The sequence below is a fragment of the Halomonas sp. CH40 genome (assembly GCA_041875495.1).
Taxonomy (GTDB): domain Bacteria; phylum Pseudomonadota; class Gammaproteobacteria; order Pseudomonadales; family Halomonadaceae; genus Vreelandella.
Genome location: CP112982.1, coordinates 3,467,980 through 3,489,609, shown reverse-complemented (window position 1 = coordinate 3,489,609; position 21,630 = coordinate 3,467,980). Strand labels below are relative to the sequence as shown.

The following is a 21,630-nucleotide window of genomic DNA, read 5'->3' as shown; positions in this document are numbered from 1 at the left end:
CTGTCGTGTAAACAGCATAGCCGTTAAAGCCCTATCATGCTCGACCAAAAGATTATACTTTCACGTTAGACCCGCAGCGGCTCGGCAAGGAGAGTGAGCATGCACTTAGAGGATTTTCAACATCTTGCAGGGATTTTCTCCGTCTCACCGGATGAAGCCTCACTCAAGCCCTTGCATCCGGGCAGTGCCTTGGCCCAGGCGCTTGAGGACTATTTCGCCCACTATGGGCTGGAAACCTTGCTGGCCGATACCAGTCTGGTTCACGCTGGTTTTATCGACGCTGGGCACTTTTCCCTCTGGTGCCAGGTGTGGAGCCCGCCCGAACCTTCGGGCACGGCCTTTGTGGTTCACGGTTATTTTGATCATCTAGGGCTTTATCGCCATCTGCTTGAACGTCTGTTGGCAAAAAACTGGCGAGTGGTGCTGTGGGATCTGCCGGGTCACGGGCTTTCCAGCGGTCCCAGGGCAGCAATTGATGACTTCAAGGAGTATCAGCATTGTCTGAGCGCCTTACAAACCCGGCTGCAGGCAGAATCCCTGGCGCCAGTGCCCTGGCTAGGTATCGGCCAAAGCACGGGTGCTGCGATTCTGGCCACCGATGCGCTCACCCACGGCAACCCGTCGCCTTGGTCAGGGCTGGTGCTGTTGGCACCGCTGGTAAGGCCCTGGGGATGGACGCAGTCCAGCTGGGTGCATCGTGTGGTTAGCCCCTTTATCAAGGAAATCCCGCGTAAATACCGTGCCAACTCAACCGATGAGGCCTTTGCGCTTTTCCTGCGTGAACAAGACCCGCTGCAACCTGACAAGATCAACGTTGGCTGGGTGAGCGCCATGCGCCGCTGGATGCCACAGCTGCTGGCCTATCCGCCGGTCTCGGTGCCTACTCTGATTCTGCAGGGCGAACAGGATCTCACGGTCGACTGGGAGTGGAACCTGACGGTACTGGCGGAAAAATTTCCCCAGGCGGAGATACATCGCCACCCGGAGGCGCGCCACCATTTGGTCAATGAGGCAGAGCCGATTCGCCATGAACTGTTTGAGCGGCTGGATCGCTTTATCGATCAGTTAAGTTGAAAGGATGTTAACAGAAGTTATATTTGCTACCTTGGGTATCGTTTCCATGTATAACTTTTAACTTCCTCTGAACGCTGAACATCAAAAGGAGATGCATATGGCTAAAAAAATACTGGTATTTGCAGGCAGCGCACGCACAGGTTCGCTTAACAAGTGCTTTGCTCAACTGGCGGCCAAGCGCATTGAGGCATTGGGCGGTGAAGCAACCTTTATCGACCTGAAGGATTACCCTTGCCCCTTGTTTGATGAAGATATTGAAGCGCAGGGCATGCCGGAAAACGTGGTCAAGCTGCGTGAGATGCTGGCCGAGCATGACGGCGTGGTGATTTCTTCCCCTGAGTACAATGGCTTTATCACGCCGCTGCTGAAAAACACCCTGGACTGGCTGTCGCGCCCTGATGACAACACGCCGGGGCTTGCCCTGTTTGCTGGCAAACCAGCCGGTCTGCTGGGCGCCTCACCGGGTGGCCTGGGCGGTATTCGCGCCATGGCCGGTGTTCAACAACTGATGCATAACCTCAACCTGGTGGTTATTCCGCCAGCCATGACGTTGCCGGGCGCAGGCAATGCCTTCGACGATAATGGCGCGCTCAAGGAATCGGCACAGGCCGAACAGCTTGACGCCCTTTGCCAGCGGGTGATCGAGGCGGTCAACGCGCTGCGCTAAACCTTTAACCCCCCTTCAATAACCTATCCAGCTGGCGGTAGCCGATGGCTTCAGTCAAGTGTAGCTGGGTGGGTTTAGGCCACTAGATGGCGACGAGCTTCTTCCAGATCGTAGGCATTTTGCAAGCGTAGCCAGTAGCCTTCGCTAGTGCCAAGAACACGCGCCAAGCGTAAATCAGTGTCAGCGGTAATCGCGCGACGACCCAGTGTGATCTCACCGATACGCGTGGCGGGCACGCCCATTTTGCTGGCTAATGCATTTTTACTCAGCCCCATGGGCTGCATAAAATCTTCATATAAAATTTCGCCAGGATGGATGTTAGGCAGTTTGGCCATGCTCGGTCTCCTGTTCAGTGATAATCAATAATTTCGACATCATAAGCATCGCCGTTACTGAAACAAAAGCACAAACGCCATTGGTCATTGATGCGGATGCTATATTGACCTTCGCGATCGCCAGACAATGACTCCAAGCGATTGCCGGGCGAAATACGCAGATCATCAAGCGTGCTGGCAGCATCAAGCTGGCGTAATTTTTTCAGCGCATTGCGCTGCATAGTATGTGGCAGCTTACGCGATACATTCCCTTCAGCGATCAACGCTGCTTGACGATCCTTGAAGCTTTTAATCATGCCTTTTCCCTGATGGCATCACTTTGATAAGTATAACGCCTGGCGTTATACCATGCTATTTTCTATTTCATCCCCCCCTTCAATAACCTATCCAACTGGCGGTAGCCGATGGCTTCGATCAGATGTGGCTGGGTGGGTTTGGGTTCTCCCTGCAGATCCGCCAGGGTTAGTGCGACCCGCAGTACCCGGTGGTAGGCGCGGGCGGAGAGCTTGAGTTTTTCCAGCACACCGGCCAGCCAGGCGCGTTCTTCATCGTTGAGGTCGCAGGCGGCTTCCAGGGCTTTGCCGCTGAGCTGGCTGTTGAGCGCGCCTCTTGCCATCTGTCGCTTGCGGGCGGCCATTACCCGTTGGCGCACGGCGGCGGAGGATTCCCCTTCGGTCTGGGCGGTGAGCTGCTCCGGCGGAAGGGCGGGGACTTCTACCTGAAGGTCGATACGGTCCAAAAGCGGGCCGGAAAGCCGCGCCTGATAGCGCTGGATCTGTGAGGCGCTGCACTGGCAGCGCTGGCGCGGGTCACCCAAATGCCCGCAGGGGCAAGGGTTCATGGCGGCAACCAATTGAAATTGGGCAGGATATCGGCGTTCATGGTTGGCGCGGGACAGATGTATTTCCCCGGTTTCCAGTGGCTGACGAAGTACCTCCAGCACATGGCGCGAAAACTCCGGCAGCTCATCAAGAAACAGCACGCCCTTGTGAGCGAGGGAAATTTCGCCGGGTTTGGGTTTTGAACCACCGCCGACCAGGGCCGCAGCGCTGGCGCTATGGTGAGGCTGGCGGAACGGGCGTTGCCCCCAATGTTCATCCAGCGCCATGCCGCAGACGGAGCGTACCGCCGCCACGGCCAGGGCATCATCGTCGGAAAGTGGGGGAAGAATGCCGGGCAGGCGGCTGGCGAGCATCGTCTTGCCAGTGCCGGGTGGGCCAGCAAACAGCAGGTTGTGGCCCCCAGCAGCAGCGACTTCCAGGGCGCGACGGGCCTGCTGCTGGCCACGCACATCCGCCAGATCGGCGATGGGCGCCTTGGCCGTGGGCGGAGTCGCCAGGCGGTGTGGCTGAATGGGTGTCTGCCCGAGTAAGTGAGCGACCACTTCCCAGAGCGAATCGGCGGGCAGTACCTTGAGCGATTCGCCAGCCAGGGCGGCTTCATCGGCACAGGTGCGCGGCACAATCAGAATGTTGCCAGCAGCCTTGGTGGCCAGGGCAAAAGGCAGTACGCCGGGTACGGCGCGCAGTTTGCCATCCAGCGCCAGCTCCCCGGTGCATTCCATGCCTTCCAGCGCTTCAACCGGAATCTGGCCGGAGGCCGCGAGAATGCCCAGAGCAATAGGCAGATCAAAGCGACCGCCTTCCTTGGGCAGGTCGGCGGGCGCCAGGTTCAGGGTAATCCGCCGGGTGTTGGGAAAGTCAAAGCCTGCGTTGACCAGGGCGCTACGTACCCGTTCGCGGCTTTCCTTGACGGCGGCTTCCGGCAATCCCACCAATGTCAGCCCCGGCAGGCCATTGGCAAGATGAACCTCAACGTGCACCGGTGGGGCTTCCAGCCCCAGCCCGGCCCGAGTGGCGACAATCGCTAGTGTCATGGCGTTCCCTCGCTCTGTGTTAGTTCATACAGCCTATATCACTGGTCATCACCTTCACGACGAGTGGTGGTGGTTTCAGGTGCTGCGTTGGAAAGCTCTTCATCAGTTTCAATTGGGGCTGATGAGGCCGTTGTATCTGCCGACGATGCGTCCTGCTCATCATTATCCAGTGCGGCTTCAAGCGCGGCGACCTGGCTTTCCAAGGCTTCGACGCGGGCACGGGTGCGTTGCAGCACATCCATCAGGATATCGAAATCTTCCCGTGACACCAGCTCCAGGCGGTCAAAGGCGCCGCGTACCACCTGCTGGACACCTTTCTGAATATCTTCCGGGGCTTGCGAGGCATTCTGCAGGCGCTCGCCGATCTGTTGTGCCAGTTGGCCGATACGGTCGTGGGGCATCATGATTTTTCTCCTTTCGAGTGGGCTATCCCAAGGATACGCAACACAGCGCCAACGCGCATGTGTCAGGACTCTTTTGATTAAAAAAATCCTGGCCCGCTGTATGAGTTGAAATGATGCAGTGCCGTAAATTGAGCGCTCTTTTTTGGTGCATGTTCAGTGTTGACGGCTGGCAGAGTGCGCCCTGATAGCACATAGGAATGTGAATAATCGTATTAACTTTTTGTATTTAAAGATAAAAATATCAAGTTGGCACGTTATACGCATTGTAGAGGACAAGCACCTGGTTCGGGCAGCGGCTGCTGCTTGCGCCAACCTCTGTTAACGACGCAAGGGAGATCCGGGATGAAGCTCATCACCGCCATCATCAAACCGTTCAAGCTCGACGACGTGCGTGAAGCGTTGGCTGACAACGGTGTTCAAGGCATTACCGTGACTGAAGTCAAAGGCTTTGGCCGTCAGAAGGGACATACAGAACTTTACCGTGGCGCTGAGTATGTCGTCGATTTTCTACCCAAGGTGAAAGTGGAAGTCGCCGTCGATGATTCGCGCCTGGAAAGCGTACTGGACGCCATTTGCAGTGCCGCCAACAGCGGCAAGATCGGTGACGGCAAGGTGTTCGTAACACCGCTGGACGATGTAATCCGTATCCGTACCGGTGAGCGTGGTGGCGACGCAGTATAAGCCCGCTTTCACCCCTTGATTCTAGCCTGATGGAGACTGTCCGATGAACGAGTTTGCAGAGCTGAGTTACGCGCTCGATACTTTCTACTTCTTGATATGCGGTATTCTGGTCATGTGGATGGCCGCTGGGTTCTCAATGCTGGAAGCCGGTCTTGTCCGCTCCAAGAACACCGCTGAAATCCTGACCAAGAACGTTGCCCTGTTTGCGATTGCCTGCACCATGTACCTGCTGGTGGGCTACTACCTGATGTATTCAAGCGCCGAAGGCGGCTTTATCCCCAACCTGGGTTTCCTGATTGGCGCTGAAAACAGCGTGGATGCCGTGACGGCTGGCGGCGATGATGCACCCTACTATTCCATGCGCTCCGACTTCTTCTTCCAGGTGGTGTTTGTGGCGACGGCGATGTCGATTGTTTCGGGCGCCGTGGCAGAGCGTATGAAGCTGTGGGCCTTCCTGGCCTTTGCCGTTGTGATGACCGCTGTGATCTATCCGGTTTCCGGCTACTGGACCTGGGGCGGTGGCTGGATCAGCGCTATCGGCTTCTCTGATTACGCGGGTTCCGGCATTGTTCACATGGCTGGTGCAGCAGCGGCACTGGCGGGTGTTCTGGTACTTGGCCCACGTAAGGGCAAATACGGCAAGGATGGCTCCATCCGTGCGATTCCAGGCGCCAACCTGCCGCTGGCCACACTGGGTACCTTTATCCTGTGGATGGGCTGGTTTGGTTTCAACGGCGGTTCTGAACTGAAGATGTCTGACGTCGGCTCTGCCAATGCGGTCGCACAGGTCATGGTAAATACCAACGCAGCGGCGGCTGGTGGTGTGATTGCAGCCCTGATCCTGGCCAAGCTGTGGTTCCGCAAGGCGGATTTGACCATGGCACTTAACGGTGGCCTGGCGGGTCTGGTAGCGATTACCGCAGGGCCTTCAGCTCCCACCGCGCTGGGCGCCATGCTGATCGGTGTTGTCGGTGGTCTGCTGGTGGTCGTCTCTATCGTGATGCTCGACAAGCTGAAGCTGGATGATCCTGTCGGTGCGATCTCCGTACACGGTGTGGTCGGTATCTGGGGCTGTCTGGCAGTACCGCTGACCAATGCCGATGCCACCTTCGGTGCGCAGATCATCGGTATGGCCGGTATCTTTGCCTGGGTCTTCATTGCCAGCCTGATTGTCTGGCTGATTCTCAAGGCGGTGATGGGTATTCGTGTCACCGAAGAGGAAGAATACGAAGGCGTCGACATTGCTGAATGTGGTATGGAAGCCTATCCGGAGTTCAGTGCTTCCAACAAATAAGCGATGCCATGTAAAAAGTGACGTACTCCTCTTGGCCTCCCATTACGGGAGGCTTTTTTGTGGGTCACGATATGCCAGGAACGTGAAGGGCATGAAGGAGCGAGGTCTGCGCGCTCTACCGCCAGTTTTGTCCTGGCATCATGAGATCCAGCACATGCACCTCGTTGGTGTCTTCCTGAAATTCGTAGAGGTGTAGGTGTAGCCTTCAAGCGAGAGAAAGCGTACCTGGCCCTGAAAGGGCGCCCCGCTCTCGGGGAAGTCCGAAAGCACGCGCGCCATGCGCTGGTGAATGTCCTCAAGGAAATTCACCACATCCGGGATTTCGCTGGGATCCACATAGTCGATCAGGCGCAGGATCGCCGCGTCTACCTCGGGAGATAGGATGATTGTCGCGCCCTTCATACGGAGCTATAAGGAAATACGCGACAGGGCGCGGTCGCGCAGCGATGCAAAATAGGTGTCATCGGCAACAACACCATTGCCCTCAGCAATCGCCTTGCGTCCGGCCTCCAGCCGTCGGTTGATCTCCAGTTGCGCCATAAGTGCATCAAGCACGGAGCGTTTGCCCTCTGCCACCTCGGCCTTGAGCGGGTCGGCCAGGAAAGTATCCGCCAAAGCCTGAACATCCTGAATCGAGAACATCGCCGCGATCTCGCGGTTGTTCTTCGTTACCATCACCGGCTCACGGTGGGTCGCCTCCAGCATGCGGCCAAAGTTGTTCTTGGCCTCAACGGCCGTCACGGTTTTCATGGTCATACTCGCAGGAATTAAGAGCTATCACTGGCCAGTGTAGCCAGAATGGCTTGTTTTGCAATTTTTTGAGTATGGGGGCCTTGGACACATTCCCGCTTGTAGCAACGGCCTTTGCCTGTCTACTTTCAATCAGCTTTTCATTATCGGGGGGTGGCGGTGTATGCTAAAGGGCATCGATTGAGATCGTCTCTGCTGACCATGGCGTACGCACACACCATGAGCAGACGGCGCTAAACGTTTTCAAACCCTATTTTATTCAGAGGACGACGCCATGAAACTGATTTCTGCCATTATCAAGCCGTTCAAGCTTGATGACGTGCGCGAATCGCTCTCCGATATCGGTGTGCAAGGCATTACCGTGACAGAAGTGAAAGGCTTTGGCCGCCAGAAGGGGCACACTGAGCTGTACCGGGGTGCCGAGTATGTGGTGGATTTTCTACCCAAGGTAAAACTTGAGGTGGCCGTGGATGACGATATGGCCGAGCAGGTGATTGATGCCATTACTCAGGTGGCCAATACCGGCAAGATTGGCGATGGCAAGATTTTTGTCATGCCGCTTGAGCAGGTGATCCGCATTCGCACCGGCGAAACCGGCAAAGACGCGGTGTAAAGCCAAAAAAGACGCCAAAGCCCCTGCCAGCGCTGTGTCTGGCAGGGGTTTTGCTTTTTTGTAGAGGCCTTATCTGAGGATAAGCGCTTAATGCCTCAACCACTCACTTCTCAACAAACGCCCGTTCAATCACATAGTCGCCGGGTTCACCCATACGCGGTGAGATATTCAGACCCAGTTCATCCAGCAGGGCGCTGGTGTCATCCAGCATCGAGGGGCTGCCGCAGATCATGGCGCGATCCTGGCGCGGGTCGATGGTCGGCAGGCCAGTGTCGTCAAACAGTTTTCCGCTGCGGATATGGTCGGTCAGGCGCCCCATGGTGTGGAACTCTTCACGGGTAACCGTCGGGTAATACACCAGTTTTTCAGCAATTTCTTCGCCCAGATACTCGTGGGCAGGCATGTCCTGGGTGATAAAGTCAGCGTAGGCAAGCTCAGACGTTTCGCGCACGCCGTGTACCAGTACGACCTTTTCAAAACGCTCGTAGACTTCCGGGTCAAGAATCAGGCTCATGAAGGGCGCAAGGCCAGTACCGGTTGAGAGCAGGTAAAGGTTGCGGCCAGGCAGCAGATCATCAGTGACCAGGGTGCCGGTGGGTTTACGGCTGACCATGATCTTGTCGCCAACTTCCAGATGCTGCAGACGCGAGGTCAGCGGGCCATCCGGCACCTTAATGCTGAAAAACTCCAGGTGATCTTCATAGTTAGGGCTGGCAATCGAGTAAGCACGCATCAGAGGTTTGCCGTCCACTTCCAGTCCAATCATCACAAACTGGCCGTTTTTGAAGCGCAGGCTGCGCCCCCTTGTGGTGCGAAAACTGAATAAGGTGTCGTTCCAGTGGTGAACGCTGAGAACTTCTTCGTGGGCAAACTTGCTCATGGTGTCTCCGGTAAGGCGTTAAAAAAAGCGTTTTTATTCATAAATTGAATAAAAGATCGGTTTACTGTTGCATCTTAGTCTAAAAAAATGCCATATATCTGTTAAGTCAATAATATTGATAACGCTTATCCAGCATATAGATATAGGTCAATGTTTATGCATTTCACCTTGCGTCAGTTAGAGGTCTTTGTCGCCGTGGCCCAGCACGAAAGTGTCTCGCATGCTGCCCGGACGCTGGCTATGTCGCAATCGGCGACCAGCACCGCACTGGCCGAGCTGGAGCGCCAGTTTGACTGCCAGCTGCTGGATCGACAGGGCAAGCGTCTCAAGCTCAATGCGCTGGGGTTTCAGCTATTGCCCAAGGCGGTGGCGCTGCTTGATCGTGGTGAAGAAATTGAAGGCTTGCTGCGCGGCCAGAAGGGCGTCGGCACGCTACATGTAGGGGCGACACTGACAATCGGCAATTATCTGGCAACGCTGCTGATCAGTGATTTCATGCAGCGTTTCCCCGGTAGCCGGGCACGCTTGGCGGTGCGCAATACCCGACATATTATTGAAGGCGTACGCCAACATACCCTCGATATCGGCCTGATTGAGGGGCATTGCGATGATGAAAGCATTATCAGCCAGCCCTGGGTGGATGATGAGCTGTGTGTGTTCTGCTCGCCGCACCACCCTCTGGCGGGGCGGGAACGCCTGGAGCTGGAGGAACTGCTGCGCGAGGACTGGATCATGCGTGAAGAAGGCTCAGGCACGCGGCTGACGCTTGAGCAGGCCGCCCGCCACCGCCGCAGCCGTTTCAATACCCTGTTGGAGCTGGAGCATACGGAAGGTATCAAGCGGGCGGTGGAGTCAGGGCTGGGCATTGGCTGCGTTTCCCGGCTGGCGCTGCGCGATGCGTTTCGTCGCGGTAGCCTGGTGCCTTTGCCGACCCCTGAGCTTGATCTTAAGCGCCAGTTCACCTTTATCTGGCACCGGCACAAGTACCTGACTCCCGGCGTACGCGAATTTCTACGCGTTTGCCGGGAAATGACCGCTGATGCTCAGCGCAGCGATGAGATTGAGTTACCACCGATTCTCTGACAGCCGTATCAGGGCAGGCGAGCCTGGCCTGATCCTAGAGCCGGTTGGTTGGCTAGTGATAGCTTGAAGTGGCTGATCACTTCGGATAAATGTTGCGCCTGTTCCCTTAGCTGTTCAGCAGCCGTCGTGGATTCTTCCACCATGGCGGCGTTTTCCTGGGTCATGCGATCAAGCTCAGCTACCGCCACGTTGACCTGGCCAATGCCATCGCTTTGCTCGCCTGTTGCCGAGCTGATCTCTCCCAGTACATCGCTGACCTGAGCGATGTTGCGCACAATATCCTGCATGGTGTCGCCCGCACGCTGTACCAGGAGGGTGCCATTTTCCACCCGGCTTTGTGAGGTCTCGATCAGGCGCTTGATATCGTTGGCGGCGTCGGTACTGCGGCTGGCCAGTTTGCGCACTTCATCGGCTACCACGGCAAACCCACGGCCATGCTCACCGGCACGGGCAGCTTCAACGGAGGCGTTGAGGGCCAATAAATTGGTCTGGAAGGCAATGCCGTCCATCAGTGCCACAATATCGCCAATCTGATGAGAGGACGTGGCAATTTCCTCCATGGTCGTCACCACTTCAGCCACTGCCTGGCCGCCCCGCTCAGCGACCTGGGCGGCCGCATCGGAAAGCTGGTTGGCTTCCCGGGCTGAGGCTGCCGTATGCTCGACGGTACTAGTAATTTCTTCCATGGAAGCCGATGTCTGCTGAAGGCTGGAGGCGGTGTTCTCAGTGCGGCGTGAAAGATCCTGCCCGCCGGTGGCAATTTCTGTGGCCGCCGTACTGACTGCCTGGCTGCTTTGGCGCACGTCGATCAGCACATCATCCATTCTTGAAACGAAGCGGTTGAAGGCTGCGGCAATCTGGGCAATCTCATCATGGCCCTGCTCAGGCAGGCGCTGGGTCAGGTCGCCTTCACCAGAGGCAATATTATGCATGGCATCCCGGGCGGACAATAGGCGGCGTAGCAGCAGTTTCAGCAGTACACCCAATACCACGGCGGTGATGGCGGCGACGGCCAAGAGGGTGATAGTCGAGGTGGTGACAATGGCGCGCAGGCCTGCAGTGGCTTCGTGCTCATCCAGCGCAACCGTTAACTGCCAACCACTGGTGCCATTAAGCGTGCGGCCCAAAAGCCGTTTATCCCTATCCTGCAAGGTAATGTGGGTGGGAGTGTCGTTGGAGGCAATGCTGCCCAACTGCTCGGCGCTGAGTGCTGGGTTGATAGCGGTGGCAGGCTCGAGAGTCAGCGCGGTGTCAGGGTGCGCGACCAAGGTGCCATCGTCTGTGGTCAGAAAGCCAAAACTAGATGGCGTCGGGGCAATATTGGCCACAATATCAATGATATCCCCGATCATGATATCGGCACCGATCACTGCTTCCAGCCGATTTCCGCTGTAGTAGGGGCGGGCAAAGGTCACCACCAGATTGCCGGTTTGTGCGTCGACATAGGGCGCGGTGATGATCGTCTCCCGCTCGCGTACGGCCGCCTGATACCAGGGGCGTTCGCGTGGGTCATAATCGCTGGGAGGAACCCAGTCATCCGAGGTGACAAGGGATGAGTCCGAAGGCGTGGCCAAGTAGGTCGACATAAAGTCTCCCGAGGTCTCCAGCTGGCGCAAGGCAGGCTTGGGTGAAGGAGACGCTACGGCTTCTTCCATGCTCTCCAGCATGGCATAACGGACATTGAACCACTCGTTAAGCGCCTGGGTGTTGCCGTTCACGACGGCGCTTAGGTTGCTGCTGACCTGTTGGTTATTGTGGTGTTTAACGGTGGTGTAACTGACAATGCCGTTAATCATCAGTGCTAATACGATGGCCGTGAGGGCGGCCATTAGGATGCGGGTTCGCAAGGAAAAAAACATGGTCGCTCTCTAATCATCAGGAATCAGACGATTATCGGCAAGAGCGACCACTTCTTTAGTGTAAAAGCAGCCTTGATAAAAAAAACAGCGAGTACCGATGAAAGTGTTAACGTAAATCGCTGACGGCGTTTTGGATATCGGCCAGTGACGCCTTGCTAAGGTCTTTTGAAAGCGTATGAATGACCAGCTTTTGAGTCGTGTTATCTAACTTTTCACGCAGCAAACCAAGAAATTTAGGTGGCGCAACCATGATGAGCTTTTCCATGCTGTTATCGACGCGGGCGCTATACAGACGCTGAGCGACTTCCTTGGCGAATAGTTCGTTTTCATGCTGCGAGGCTGCCCCTTCTTCACCAGATGAGCGTGCCGACGTTGACGCTGATTCATGGACATCGGCACCACAGCGGTCGGTGACCAGATCCCCTTCATGCAGCCTGCCCTCTGCATGTACCAGGCTGTCGTGCTCAGTGAGATCCAACGCATCACGGGTAAAGATGCGTGCGCGGGCGGCATCAGCTACCACGATATAGGTGGTCATCGTTGTACGTCCTCCTTGTCATTGGTTGCTCTTTCACCATGGCAAGTGTTCGCCGTTTGGTCAAACTCGTATGAGGGGTAAACTACAGTTGCAGAGGCGCGAGCGCTGGGCACAATACGAATTTATGGATGACAGATGAACTTTCCTGAACCTATGCCAAATACTTTCATTACGGCCAGTGATTGGCGTAACTGCTATCTGTTGATGCGCCACGGCCATAGCCAGGCCAATCAGGCCGGCATTATCATCAGCTCACCTGAGCAGGGGCTTAACGGCTATGGCTTATCACCCAACGGCGAGCAGCAGCTGGCTGAGGTAGTGAGTGAGTGGGCGTGGCCAGTGCCCACACGCATCGTGCATTCGGACTTTTTACGTACTACCCAGACGGCGGCGCGTGTGGCCACACACTTTGGCCTGCCGCTGATAGCCGAGCAGGGCCTGCGCGAGCGATTCTTCGGCGCTTTTGATACCCAGCCAGATACTTGCTACGCCAAGGTGTGGGCGCAGGATGCCGTGTCTGCTGAGCACCGCTGGCAGGGCGTTGAAGCCGTCAGCCAGGTGGCTGCGCGGATGTGCACGGTGATTGATGGCTGGGAAGCGCGCGCACAAGGCGAAACCATCTTGCTGGTCAGCCATGGCGACCCGCTGCAAATCCTGCTGACCGCACTGGCTCAGCAAGCGCTTACCCAGCATCGCAATCAGCTTGCGCTGGCACCTGCCAGCATTACGATATGGCCGACGTCTTAGTGTCCCAGAATCTGACTGAGAAACAGCTGGGTACGCTCGGATTGCGGGTCGTTGAAGAAAGGCTCTGGCGCGTTTTCCTCAATGATCTGGCCCTGGTCCATAAAAATCACCCTGTCGGCCACGGTTTTGGCAAAGCCCATTTCGTGGGTGACGCACAGCATGGTCATGCCTTCTTCAGCCAGCTCAACCATGACATCCAGCACTTCCTTGATCATCTCTGGGTCCAGGGCTGAGGTTGGCTCGTCAAACAGCATGACCTCCGGATGCATGCACAGCGAGCGGGCAATCGCCACGCGCTGCTGCTGGCCGCCGGAAAGCTGGCCCGGGTACTTGAGCGCTTGCTCAGCAATACGTACCCGTTCCAGGTATTGCATGGCCAGCTCTTCGGCTTCCTTGCGCGGTTTCTTTTGCACCCACATGGGCGCAATACAGCAGTTCTCCAGCACGCTCAGATGCGGAAACAGGTTAAAGTGCTGAAACACCATGCCCACGCTGCGGCGTATCTGCTCGATGCGTTTTACATCCTGGGTCAGGGGCACGCCGCCGACCGTGATATCCCCTTGCTGGTGCTCTTCAAGATGATTGATACAGCGGATCATGGTGGATTTGCCGGAGCCAGATGGCCCGCAGATCACGATGCGCTCACCGCGTCTTACCTGCAGATTGATATCGCGCAGAACATGGAAATCGCCATACCACTTGTTGACGTTATGCATTTCGACCATTAGGTCTGCGTTGTCGATCGCTGTTTGTGCCATAGCGATATTCACCCTGTTTTATAAACTGTTATTAAATAAGCCAGTCTTTAATAGATCGTTGTTCAGTAACGGCTGCTAGTTCCGGTGGCCGGTATGCAGTTTGCGCTCAAGGTATTGGCTGTAGCGCGACATGCTGAAACAGAAAATCCAGAACATGAAGGCGGCAAACACATAGCCTTCCAGCGAGAAGCCCAGCCAGCGTGAATCCGACAGGGCCGCCTGGACGATACCCAGCAGATCAAACAGCCCGATGATCATCACCAGAGTGGTGTCCTTGAACAGCGAGATAAAGGTATTGACGATACCGGGAATCATCATCTTCAGCGCCTGGGGCAGTACAATCAGGCCCATGCGTTTCCAGTAGGTCATCCCCAGCGCAGCGGCAGCCTCTTCCTGACCTTTGGGGATGGCCTGTAGTCCCCCGCGAATCACCTCCGCCATATAGGCACTCTGGAACAGGGTAATGCCGATAAGCGCCCGTACCAGACGATCAATGTTTATATCCCCGGGCAAAAACAACGGGAGCATGACCGAGGCCATGAACAGAATGGTGATCAAGGGCACGCCGCGCCAGAACTCGATAAATACCACGCAAAAGCTTTTTACAATCGGCATTTCCGAGCGCCGCCCAAGGGCCAGCATGATGCCAATCGGCAAGGCCGCTATCATGCCCACCGTGGCCAGCAGCAGGGTCAGCATCAGGCCACCCCACTGGCTGGTGGGTACAACGGTCAGGTTGAAATAGCCACCATGCAGCAATACGAACGCGATAACGGGAAATGCCAGCAGGGCAAAGGTGGCGACCCAGCGTTTTAAGGGCAGGCGGGGAATCGCCAGCCAGGCGATCAGCGCAAAGAAGCCGGCAAATATAATATTGGGCCGCCAGGTTTCCTCACTGGGGTAGAGCCCGTAGATAAACTGCCCGATACGGGCATTCACAAACACCCAGCAGGCGCCTTCGCGGGAGCAGTCGTCGCGGCTGGTGCCGATCCAGTCGGCGTTGATAAAGGCCCACTGTATAGCGGGCACAAACAGCAGATACACCAGATAAAGCCCGATCAAGGTAAACAACGAGTTGATCGGGCCGTTGAATAGGTTGGCACGCAGCCAGGCCAGTGGGCCAATAGTACTTTTGGGCGCTGGCCGCTCATCAATCATGTCACGATTATGAATCATCTTGTTATCCTCATCAGGCCTAGCGTTCGACCAGCGCCACGCGGGCGTTGAACCAGTTCATGAACATCGATACCAAAAGGCTGATGGTGAGATACACCGCCATGGTCATGGCAATTACCTCAATCGCTTGCCCCGTCTGGTTGAGCGTCGTGCCGGCAAATACCGAGACCAGATCGGGGTAGCCAATCGCCGTGGCCAGCGATGAGTTCTTGATCAGATTGAGATACTGACTGGTCAGCGGCGGAATAATCACCCGCATGGCTTGAGGAATGATGACCAACTTAAGGATCAGATTGCGCGGCAGGCTCAATGCCTGGGCTGCTTCCGTCTGGCCGTGGGAAATCGCCTGGATACCTGAGCGGACAATTTCGGCGATAAACGACGCCGTATAGATCGAGAGTGCCAACCACAGGGCGAGAAATTCGGGAATAATGGTAATACCGCCACGGAAGTTGAAGCCGCGCAGTTCAGGCATTTCCCAGGTCACTGGCACACCGGTGGCGATTAGTACCACAAGCGGCAGACCAAAAATCAGCACCAATGATAACCAGCCAGCAGGGAGGCGTTTACCGGTCGCTTCATGACGGCGCTTGTTCCAGATCATCAGCGCAATACTGGCGACAATGGCCACCAGAAAAGTAGCGGGAATCAGGCCAAAGCCGGATTCAAACAGCGGCTGAGGCAGGTAGAGGCCGCGCACATTCAGAAAAATGGCTTCACCAAAGGCCATGCTTTCCCGAGCGCTTGGCAAGGTGCGCAAGACGGCGAAGTACCAGAAAAAAATCTGTAGCAGCAAAGGGATATTACGGAAGGTTTCGATATAGACATTGGCAAGACGCGCAATCAGCCAATTAGGTGACAGCCGAGCGATGCCGACGGTAAAGCCAATAATCGTCGCTGCCAACACGCCCAGGCCGCCAACCAGCAGGGTATTCAGTAGGCCAACCACAAAGGTGCGCCCATAGCTACTCTGCGAGGAATAGTCGATCAGGCTCTGAACAATGCCGAAACCGGCGGTATTACTCAGGAAACCAAACCCGGTGGTGATGCCACGTTCGGATAAGTTGTCCTGAGTATTACCGACAATATAAAGCAGAAAGGCAGCAACGGCGGCAATCAGCAACAGCTGAAAGATAAGCGCTCGTTTGGCCCTGTCTCGCCAGAACGGGGGCTTTTGGCCTGCCGGGCGAGGAGTGGGTTTTACAGACATGGGTGGCGTCTCCGTGGCACAAAAACACGATCAAGAAGCCCGCCTTGCGGCGGGCCTGGATTACACGGGACGCTTAACGGATGGGCGGTGCGTACTGCAGGCCGCCATCGGTCCAGAGTGCGTTGACACCGCGCTCAATCTGCAGCGGTGAATCCATGCCGACGTTGCGGTCATAGATTTCTGAGTAGTTGCCGACCTGGCTGATGATGTTGTAAGCCCAGTCGGCTTCCAGCCCCATGCCTTCGCCGTAGTTGCCGTCCTGGCCGAGTAGACGCACGATATTGGGATTCTCGGATTCAAGCATCTCGTCAACGTTTTCACTGCTGATGCCAAGTTCTTCTGCATTCAGCAGGGCAAACAGCGACCATTTGACGATATTGAACCATTCGTCATCGCCCTGGCGCACGGAAGGGCCGAGCGGCTCCTTGGAGATAACGTCGCTGAGGATCACGGAAGCATCCGGGTCATCCAACTGGATACGCAGTGCCGCCAGCTGGGAGGTATCAGAGGTCAGGACATCACAGCGGCCGGCCTGATAGCCGCCAACGGTCTGCTCTGAGGTATCAAATACGATGGGGTCAAATTCCATGTCGTTGGCACGGAAATAGTCTGCCAGGTTAAGCTCGGTAGTCGTACCTGCCTGAATACAGATGGCGGCACCGCCGAGCTCAGAAGCGCTAGAGATACCCAGGTCACGGCTGATCATAAAGCCCTGGCCATCGTAGAAGCTGACACCTGCAAAGTTGATTCCCAAGGTGGTATCGCGGGTGGTTGTCCAGGTGGTGTTACGCGACAGCACATCGACTTCGCCAGACTGTAGTGCAGTGAAACGCTCAACGGCGTTGAGGGATACATAGTCAACGGCATCCGCATCGCCTAGCACAGCAGCGGCGACCGCGCGGCAGACATCCACGTCCAGGCCTTGCCAGTTACCATCGTCGTCGGGTGCTGAAAAGCCGGGCAGACCATCGCTGACGCCACAGCGCACAGCCTCACGCTCCATTGTATCTTCCAGAGTAGAAGCATGGGCACTGGAAATACTGGCCAGGGCCAGTGCACTCGTGGACACTGCGAGAACCAGGTTCTTCTTGTTTAGCATGGGAATTCACCTTACGTGGTTAAGTGTCGTTACGTCTTTTGATAAACGCATGCCAAGGCATGTCACTAAAACCTAGCAAGGAAAGTGCCATCAAGGGTATGGTTCTGAATTCAGCGCTTTTCAACGCAAATTATTCTCTGCAAAAGACACACCTGCGAAACATTGCTGCTCACAAGTGTGCCATTTAGACGTTTGTCTTCACCAAAAAGGTGCAAGGCTTAGCCAGAAAAGATTCATCAGGCAGGTGTTTCATCCAATGCCTGGCGCATGAAGGGCGGGAGTGTCAGGGCGCCGCGGTGGGCCGCCAGCGTATAGTACTGAAGCGGCATTGTGTGTTCGGCAACTGCCTCTTCACGAAAGCTCTCAACCGAACACTGCTTGCCTGCCAGAGTGACGCTCCACCAGCCAGAGGGATAAACCGGCTGGGGGAACGGCAGGGTAGCGACGCTGGAAAAACCGGCTTCACGCATATCTCGGCGCAGTTCCCGAATGATGGAACCACTGTGGTAAAGCGGTGATTCACTCTGCTGCACCATGACGCCGCCCGGCTTGAGGATGCGGTGGCAGCGGGTCAGGAACTCGGTCTTGAACAGCCCTTCAGCGGGGCCAACCGGGTCGGTGGAGTCAATAATCAGCACATCAATGCTCTCATCCTCCGCCTCGTCGACCCACTTGACGCCGTCAGCAAACAGCAGCTCAGCGCGGGGGTCGTCATTGGCGTCCACCAAGGCTGGGAAGAAGCGCTCGGCTGCCTTGGTGACTTCTTCATCAATGTCGATCTGAGTGACGTGCCGAACGCCCGGATGGCGCAACACTTCTTTCAGGGTGCCGCAGTCGCCGCCGCCAATAATCACCACCCGCTCAGGTTGCTGATGGGTGAACAGGGCCGGATGGGCAATCATCTCATGATAAAGGAAGTTGTCGCGATCGGTCAGCATCACGCAGCCATCCAGCACCATCAGGTTGCCAAACGTCTCGGTGGCGTAGACTTCCAGGTGCTGGTAGGGGCTGTGTACATCCAGCAGCTTTTCGCTGACTTTCAGCGAAAAGGCACTGCCGTGGCGATCAAAGACTTCGGTAAACCACTGGTTGTCAGCAAGCGGGCTCATTTAACGCTGATCTCCCTGTGATATTGGGGGCTGAGTTCGTGCAGCGCTTCCATAAAGGCGGTCACGTTGTCCGGGTTGGTGAACTGGCTGATGCCGTGGCCCAGGTTGAACACATGGCCGGGGCCGTGGCCATAACTTTCCAGCACCCGCGCGACTTCAGCACGGATGGCCGATGGGCGGGCAAACAGGACGTTGGGGTCAAGGTTACCCTGCAAAGCCACCTTATGCCCGACCCGGGCGCGGGCATCAGACAGCTCGGTTGACCAGTCCAGCCCCAGGGCATCGGCGCCAGCGCAGGCGATATCCTCCAGCCACTGACCGCCATTCTTGGTGAACAGGATCACCGGCACACGACGACCGTCGTGGTCGCGAATCAAGCCGGAAACAATCTGTTCCATATAACGTAGTGAAAATTCACGATAAGCCGGGGTCGACAGGGTGCCGCCCCAGGTATCAAAAATCTGCACCGCCTGAGCACCGGCGCGAATCTGGGCGTTGAGGTAGTCCGTCACCGCATGGGCCAGCTTGTCGAGCAGCTGATGCATGGCATCCGGCGTATCGTACAGCATGGTTTTGACGTGGCGGAAATCCTTGCTGGAGCTGCCTTCCACCATGTAAGTGGCCAGCGTCCAGGGGCTGCCAGAGAAACCGATCAGTGGCACGCTGCCATTAAGCTCACGGCGAATGGTGGAGACGGCATTCATAACGTAATCAAGGTCGCGCTCGGCGTCAGGTACTTTCAGTGCCTCTACCTCGGCAGGAGTACGCACGGTTTTCTTGAATTTAGGGCCTTCGCCAGTGACAAAATACAGGCCCAGATCCATGGCATCCGGAATGGTCAGAATGTCGGAAAACAAGATGGCGGCGTCTAACGGGTAACGCTCCAGCGGCTGCATAGTGACCTCGCAGGCCAGATCCTGATTGCGGCACAGATCCATGAAGCTTCCGGCATCGGCGCGGCTGGCGCGGTATTCCGGCAGGTAACGCCCGGCCTGGCGCATCATCCAGACGGGGGTGCGGTCGACTGGCTGGCGGGCCAGGGCGCGCAGGAAACGGTCATTTTTTAACACTGACGTCATAAGTAAGGCTCTTGAAAAAGTAGTAAGGCGTTTGGAAAGTAAACAGTGGCGCAATTATAGGGCAGCAGGGGCGCCGGATGATATGGCCAGGCGCAGGGGAATGCGCGGCAAAGACGTCAACTTCCTGATAACATGCTTGGCAACTTTAGACACCGCCAGACCTGAAACGGGTGTGCTGACACCGAGGTAACCTGTGACGATTCGTTTTATTGCTGCTTCCCGGCTGCCCACTCCCTGGGCCACATTTACCATGCATGGCTTCGAAGATGAAGCAACGGGCAAGGATCACATTGCGCTGACGTTGGGCGATGTATCCGGCGACCCTCCGGTACTGGGGCGTGTTCACTCTGAATGCCTGACCGGCGATGCGCTGTTTTCGATGCGCTGTGACTGTGGCTATCAGTTGCAGGAAGCGCTCAAGCGCATTGCCGAGGAAGGGCGAGGAGTGCTGTTCTATCTGCGCCAGGAAGGCCGGGGGATTGGCTTGCTCAACAAGATCCGCGCCTATCATCTGCAGGATGAAGGGGCGGATACGGTCGAAGCCAACGAGCGGCTGGGCTTTGGTGCCGATATGCGCCGCTATGACTTATGCGTGCCGATGCTCGATCATCTGGGCATCACGGCCCTCAAGCTGATGACCAATAACCCCCGCAAGGTGGATGCGCTGACCCGTGACGGGGTGAACGTAGTTGAGCGGTTGCCGATCACCACCGGCCTGAACCCCCACAACGAGCACTACCTGACCACCAAGGCGGGCAAGCTTGGCCACATGATGGCGCTGGAAGATTTCAAACACGCCAGCGATTTGGATATCGAACGCAAGGGCTAGGGTCGTGGAGAATTGGAGTCGTGGGGAATTAGGGTCGTGAAGAATTAGGGTCGCGGAGAATTGGCCACCAGGAGTGATCAATGCGCAACGCGCCAGAAACACAGGGTGAGTTCAGCGTTATTGAAGAGCGCCTGAACAGCATTTCCCACGCCATTGGTGCTGTCCTCAGCCTGGTGGGCCTGCTTACCCTTGTGATAACCGCGAGCCTGGCAACGCACATCAACCCGTGGAAGATAGTCAGCCTGAGCTTATACGGCACCACACTGGTAGTGCTTTATATCACCTCAAGTCTTTATCACGGTTTGCCTCAACGACTTTGGAAGCAGCGCTTTCAACTGCTTGATCACTGTGCGATCTACTTGCTCATTGCTGGCACCTACACGCCTTTCCTGCTGGTCAATATGCGTGGCCCCACGGGCTGGGTGCTGTTTGCCCTGGTATGGTCGCTGGCATTTACCGGTATTTTTTGCGTACTGCGTTGGCCAAAACGTCTGGCGCTGCTGCGCGTGACGGTCTATCTGGCCATGGGCTGGATGATTGTGCTGGTCTGGGACGAAATGGCCGCCAGCTTATCGTCGACAGGCATTGTGCTGCTGGCGGCGGGTGGCATTGTCTATACCCTGGGCGTCATCTTTTACGCTGTCCGCGCGATTCCCTATAACCACGCGATATGGCATCTGTTTGTCATGGGCGGAAGCGTGTGCCACTACTTTGCTGTTTACAGCGCCGTGTTACCTTACACTGCTCCCTGAAAAGCCTGTCGACTTGAGCGCAGGTGAAGCAACACAGTTCAGGTGCCGCGCGCCTCGCGAATCCGCTCATAGGCGTTGCCGATTTCGCTGGTGCGGGCCTGGGCTACTTCGCGCATGCTTTCGGGTAGGCCTTTGCCGGCCAGTTTGTCCGGGTGGTTCTGGCTCATCAGGCGGCGATAGGCTTTTTTGATTTCCGCGTCGCTGGCCTGTTCAGAAACGCCCAGTACCCGGTAGGCATCCTCAAGCGCTTCCTTACTGGTACCCTTTGAATTGGCGGCTGCACCGTGGAGCATGGCTTCAATCTGCTGCACTTCGGCTTCGCTGCAGCCAATTCCTCGCGCGACCCGCAAAATCATCTCATGCTCGGCGGGGTGAAGTTCGCCATCCGCCGCAATGGCGGTGAGCTGCACCTGCAGGAAGACCTGACGTAAAGTCGGCTGGCGTTGGGTCAGGCGGTTAACCTTGGCTAACTCCGCCTCCAGGTTGAAGCTGTCAGCGCGGCCGCGTTCAAACGCCGCCTTGGCTTTAGCTCGGGCTTCTCCCTGCAGGTGCATCTGGTCGAACAGCTTTTCCGCAACGCTCAGCTCATCGTCGGTGACCTTGCCATCGGCCTGGCATAGACAGCCCATCACCGAGAAGATCGATTCCAGAAAGCCCTCCTGGATCTGGCGGCGAGCGGCGTTCAGACGGCGGCCAATATATCGGCCCAGGCCCCAGCCAAGCCCCGCGCCGATCAGCAGGCCAATAAAACCCCCAAAGGCCAGGCCGATCAGGCCAAACACAATGATCAGAAATATCATGACATTCTCAGCTATCT

Annotated in this window: 25 protein-coding genes; 9 read left to right on the top strand and 16 right to left on the bottom strand. The window is 56.5% G+C overall.

Features of this window, described 5'->3' with window-relative positions; genetic code table 11:
• The first annotated feature begins 99 nt into the window (after positions 1–99).
• Together OR573_15880 and OR573_15875 are read left to right on the top strand one after the other, a co-directional pair.
• A complete protein-coding gene (locus OR573_15880; GenBank protein ID XGA79933.1) occupies positions 100–1,074 on the top strand; it encodes an alpha/beta hydrolase in 975 nt (324 codons plus the stop codon).
• A gap of 97 nt (positions 1,075–1,171) precedes the next feature.
• On the top strand, positions 1,172–1,741 hold the full coding sequence (locus OR573_15875; GenBank protein ID XGA79932.1) for an NAD(P)H-dependent oxidoreductase: 570 nt from the start codon (positions 1,172–1,174) through the stop codon (positions 1,739–1,741).
• Positions 1,742–1,815: 74 nt separating this feature from the next.
• On the opposite strand, the gene OR573_15870 is transcribed toward OR573_15875, so the two are convergent.
• The 4 genes from OR573_15870 to OR573_15855 form a co-directional block, all read right to left on the bottom strand.
• Positions 1,816–2,076, bottom strand: a complete 261-nt coding sequence (locus OR573_15870) for a HigA family addiction module antitoxin (protein ID XGA79931.1) — start codon at positions 2,074–2,076, stop codon at positions 1,816–1,818.
• 14 nt (positions 2,077–2,090) lie between these two features.
• Entirely contained in the window at positions 2,091–2,372 is a 282-nt protein-coding gene (locus tag OR573_15865) for a type II toxin-antitoxin system RelE/ParE family toxin (GenBank protein ID XGA79930.1), read from the bottom strand.
• Positions 2,373–2,434: 62 nt separating this feature from the next.
• Positions 2,435–3,952 carry a YifB family Mg chelatase-like AAA ATPase gene (locus OR573_15860; GenBank protein XGA79929.1) on the bottom strand — a complete coding sequence of 506 codons (1,518 nt, stop codon included), beginning with the start codon at positions 3,950–3,952 and terminating at the stop codon, positions 2,435–2,437.
• Between the two features lie 38 nt (positions 3,953–3,990).
• Positions 3,991–4,356 carry an accessory factor UbiK family protein gene (locus OR573_15855; protein ID XGA79928.1) on the bottom strand — a complete coding sequence of 122 codons (366 nt, stop codon included), beginning with the start codon at positions 4,354–4,356 and terminating at the stop codon, positions 3,991–3,993.
• Between the two features lie 342 nt (positions 4,357–4,698).
• Here OR573_15855 and OR573_15850 point away from each other — a divergent pair, with 342 nt between their 5' ends.
• A complete protein-coding gene (locus OR573_15850; GenBank protein XGA79927.1) occupies positions 4,699–5,037 on the top strand; it encodes a P-II family nitrogen regulator in 339 nt (112 codons plus the stop codon).
• Positions 5,038–5,080: 43 nt separating this feature from the next.
• A complete protein-coding gene (locus OR573_15845; protein XGA79926.1) occupies positions 5,081–6,331 on the top strand; it encodes an ammonium transporter in 1,251 nt (416 codons plus the stop codon).
• A 138-nt stretch (positions 6,332–6,469) separates the two neighbouring features.
• On the opposite strand, the gene OR573_15840 is transcribed toward OR573_15845, so the two are convergent.
• A complete protein-coding gene (locus OR573_15840) occupies positions 6,470–6,733 on the bottom strand; it encodes a hypothetical protein (protein XGA79925.1) in 264 nt (87 codons plus the stop codon).
• A gap of 6 nt (positions 6,734–6,739) precedes the next feature.
• The gene (locus OR573_15835; GenBank protein XGA79924.1) at positions 6,740–7,081 is read right to left on the bottom strand and encodes a type II toxin-antitoxin system Phd/YefM family antitoxin; all 342 of its coding nucleotides are present in this window, start codon (positions 7,079–7,081) and stop codon (positions 6,740–6,742) included.
• A gap of 274 nt (positions 7,082–7,355) precedes the next feature.
• On the opposite strand from OR573_15835, the gene glnK reads away from it, so the two are divergent.
• Positions 7,356–7,694 carry a P-II family nitrogen regulator gene (gene glnK / locus OR573_15830; protein ID XGA79923.1) on the top strand — a complete coding sequence of 113 codons (339 nt, stop codon included), beginning with the start codon at positions 7,356–7,358 and terminating at the stop codon, positions 7,692–7,694.
• Between the two features lie 103 nt (positions 7,695–7,797).
• On the opposite strand, the gene OR573_15825 is transcribed toward glnK, so the two are convergent.
• Complete coding sequence (locus OR573_15825; protein ID XGA79922.1) at positions 7,798–8,574, bottom strand: ferredoxin--NADP reductase; 777 nt, start codon at positions 8,572–8,574, stop codon at positions 7,798–7,800.
• A gap of 156 nt (positions 8,575–8,730) precedes the next feature.
• Between OR573_15825 and OR573_15820 the strand changes: the two genes are divergently transcribed.
• Positions 8,731–9,657, top strand: a complete 927-nt coding sequence (locus OR573_15820) for a LysR family transcriptional regulator (protein ID XGA79921.1) — start codon at positions 8,731–8,733, stop codon at positions 9,655–9,657.
• Between the two features lie 8 nt (positions 9,658–9,665).
• Here the strand turns inward: OR573_15820 and OR573_15815 are convergent, their stop codons facing one another.
• The gene (locus OR573_15815) at positions 9,666–11,516 is read right to left on the bottom strand and encodes a methyl-accepting chemotaxis protein (GenBank protein ID XGA79920.1); all 1,851 of its coding nucleotides are present in this window, start codon (positions 11,514–11,516) and stop codon (positions 9,666–9,668) included.
• Positions 11,517–11,622: 106 nt separating this feature from the next.
• Positions 11,623–12,054, bottom strand: a complete 432-nt coding sequence (locus OR573_15810) for a host attachment protein (GenBank protein ID XGA79919.1) — start codon at positions 12,052–12,054, stop codon at positions 11,623–11,625.
• A 153-nt stretch (positions 12,055–12,207) separates the two neighbouring features.
• Between OR573_15810 and OR573_15805 the strand changes: the two genes are divergently transcribed.
• Complete coding sequence (locus tag OR573_15805) at positions 12,208–12,801, top strand: histidine phosphatase family protein (GenBank protein XGA81771.1); 594 nt, start codon at positions 12,208–12,210, stop codon at positions 12,799–12,801.
• Here the strand turns inward: OR573_15805 and OR573_15800 are convergent.
• The 6 genes from OR573_15800 to hemE form a co-directional block, all read right to left on the bottom strand.
• On the bottom strand, positions 12,798–13,526 hold the full coding sequence (locus OR573_15800) for an amino acid ABC transporter ATP-binding protein (protein XGA81770.1): 729 nt from the start codon (positions 13,524–13,526) through the stop codon (positions 12,798–12,800). The genes OR573_15805 and OR573_15800 overlap by 4 nt on opposite strands.
• A gap of 108 nt (positions 13,527–13,634) precedes the next feature.
• On the bottom strand, positions 13,635–14,735 hold the full coding sequence (locus OR573_15795) for an amino acid ABC transporter permease (GenBank protein ID XGA79918.1): 1,101 nt from the start codon (positions 14,733–14,735) through the stop codon (positions 13,635–13,637).
• Between the two features lie 19 nt (positions 14,736–14,754).
• Positions 14,755–15,945 carry an amino acid ABC transporter permease gene (locus OR573_15790; GenBank protein XGA79917.1) on the bottom strand — a complete coding sequence of 397 codons (1,191 nt, stop codon included), beginning with the start codon at positions 15,943–15,945 and terminating at the stop codon, positions 14,755–14,757.
• 73 nt (positions 15,946–16,018) lie between these two features.
• Positions 16,019–17,044: an amino acid ABC transporter substrate-binding protein gene (locus tag OR573_15785; GenBank protein XGA79916.1), complete on the bottom strand. Its 1,026-nt coding sequence runs from the start codon at positions 17,042–17,044 to the stop codon at positions 16,019–16,021.
• A 236-nt stretch (positions 17,045–17,280) separates the two neighbouring features.
• Positions 17,281–18,153 carry a polyamine aminopropyltransferase gene (speE, locus tag OR573_15780; protein XGA79915.1) on the bottom strand — a complete coding sequence of 291 codons (873 nt, stop codon included), beginning with the start codon at positions 18,151–18,153 and terminating at the stop codon, positions 17,281–17,283.
• Positions 18,150–19,232 (bottom strand): uroporphyrinogen decarboxylase, encoded by a 1,083-nt coding sequence (gene hemE, locus OR573_15775; protein XGA79914.1) that lies wholly within the window; start codon positions 19,230–19,232, stop codon positions 18,150–18,152. Before hemE ends, speE begins: the two co-directional genes overlap by 4 nt.
• Before the next feature lie 193 nt (positions 19,233–19,425).
• Between hemE and ribA the strand changes: the two genes are divergently transcribed.
• A complete protein-coding gene (gene ribA, locus OR573_15770; protein XGA79913.1) occupies positions 19,426–20,061 on the top strand; it encodes a GTP cyclohydrolase II in 636 nt (211 codons plus the stop codon).
• Between the two features lie 80 nt (positions 20,062–20,141).
• Positions 20,142–20,813, top strand: a complete 672-nt coding sequence (locus OR573_15765) for a hemolysin III family protein (protein XGA79912.1) — start codon at positions 20,142–20,144, stop codon at positions 20,811–20,813.
• Between the two features lie 38 nt (positions 20,814–20,851).
• Here the strand turns inward: OR573_15765 and djlA are convergent, their stop codons facing one another.
• Positions 20,852–21,613, bottom strand: coding sequence for a co-chaperone DjlA (gene djlA / locus OR573_15760; protein XGA79911.1), 762 nt, complete (start codon positions 21,611–21,613; stop codon positions 20,852–20,854).
• Between the last annotated feature and the right edge of the window lie 17 nt (positions 21,614–21,630).

Excerpts from the sequence above, each read along its gene's own strand:
- OR573_15815 (XGA79920.1), bottom strand. The coding sequence starts at position 11,516 with ATGTTTTTTTCCTTGCGAACCCGCATCCTAATGGCCGCCCTCACGGCC.
- OR573_15820 (XGA79921.1), top strand. The coding sequence starts at position 8,731 with ATGCATTTCACCTTGCGTCAGTTAGAGGTCTTTGTCGCCGTGGCCCAG.
- OR573_15870 (XGA79931.1), bottom strand. The coding sequence starts at position 2,076 with ATGGCCAAACTGCCTAACATCCATCCTGGCGAAATTTTATATGAAGAT.
- OR573_15805 (XGA81771.1), top strand. The coding sequence starts at position 12,208 with ATGCCAAATACTTTCATTACGGCCAGTGATTGGCGTAACTGCTATCTG.
- OR573_15825 (XGA79922.1), bottom strand. The coding sequence starts at position 8,574 with ATGAGCAAGTTTGCCCACGAAGAAGTTCTCAGCGTTCACCACTGGAAC.
- OR573_15785 (XGA79916.1), bottom strand. The coding sequence starts at position 17,044 with ATGCTAAACAAGAAGAACCTGGTTCTCGCAGTGTCCACGAGTGCACTG.
- OR573_15845 (XGA79926.1), top strand. The coding sequence starts at position 5,081 with ATGAACGAGTTTGCAGAGCTGAGTTACGCGCTCGATACTTTCTACTTC.
- OR573_15840 (XGA79925.1), bottom strand. The coding sequence starts at position 6,733 with ATGAAGGGCGCGACAATCATCCTATCTCCCGAGGTAGACGCGGCGATC.
- hemE (XGA79914.1), bottom strand. The coding sequence starts at position 19,232 with ATGACGTCAGTGTTAAAAAATGACCGTTTCCTGCGCGCCCTGGCCCGC.
- glnK (XGA79923.1), top strand. The coding sequence starts at position 7,356 with ATGAAACTGATTTCTGCCATTATCAAGCCGTTCAAGCTTGATGACGTG.
- OR573_15865 (XGA79930.1), bottom strand. The coding sequence starts at position 2,372 with ATGATTAAAAGCTTCAAGGATCGTCAAGCAGCGTTGATCGCTGAAGGG.
- OR573_15860 (XGA79929.1), bottom strand. The coding sequence starts at position 3,952 with ATGACACTAGCGATTGTCGCCACTCGGGCCGGGCTGGGGCTGGAAGCC.
- OR573_15810 (XGA79919.1), bottom strand. The coding sequence starts at position 12,054 with ATGACCACCTATATCGTGGTAGCTGATGCCGCCCGCGCACGCATCTTT.
- djlA (XGA79911.1), bottom strand. The coding sequence starts at position 21,613 with ATGATATTTCTGATCATTGTGTTTGGCCTGATCGGCCTGGCCTTTGGG.
- OR573_15880 (XGA79933.1), top strand. The coding sequence starts at position 100 with ATGCACTTAGAGGATTTTCAACATCTTGCAGGGATTTTCTCCGTCTCA.
- OR573_15855 (XGA79928.1), bottom strand. The coding sequence starts at position 4,356 with ATGATGCCCCACGACCGTATCGGCCAACTGGCACAACAGATCGGCGAG.
- speE (XGA79915.1), bottom strand. The coding sequence starts at position 18,153 with ATGAGCCCGCTTGCTGACAACCAGTGGTTTACCGAAGTCTTTGATCGC.
- OR573_15835 (XGA79924.1), bottom strand. The coding sequence starts at position 7,081 with ATGAAAACCGTGACGGCCGTTGAGGCCAAGAACAACTTTGGCCGCATG.
- OR573_15875 (XGA79932.1), top strand. The coding sequence starts at position 1,172 with ATGGCTAAAAAAATACTGGTATTTGCAGGCAGCGCACGCACAGGTTCG.
- OR573_15795 (XGA79918.1), bottom strand. The coding sequence starts at position 14,735 with ATGATTCATAATCGTGACATGATTGATGAGCGGCCAGCGCCCAAAAGT.
- OR573_15850 (XGA79927.1), top strand. The coding sequence starts at position 4,699 with ATGAAGCTCATCACCGCCATCATCAAACCGTTCAAGCTCGACGACGTG.
- OR573_15790 (XGA79917.1), bottom strand. The coding sequence starts at position 15,945 with ATGTCTGTAAAACCCACTCCTCGCCCGGCAGGCCAAAAGCCCCCGTTC.
- OR573_15765 (XGA79912.1), top strand. The coding sequence starts at position 20,142 with ATGCGCAACGCGCCAGAAACACAGGGTGAGTTCAGCGTTATTGAAGAG.
- OR573_15800 (XGA81770.1), bottom strand. The coding sequence starts at position 13,526 with ATGGTCGAAATGCATAACGTCAACAAGTGGTATGGCGATTTCCATGTT.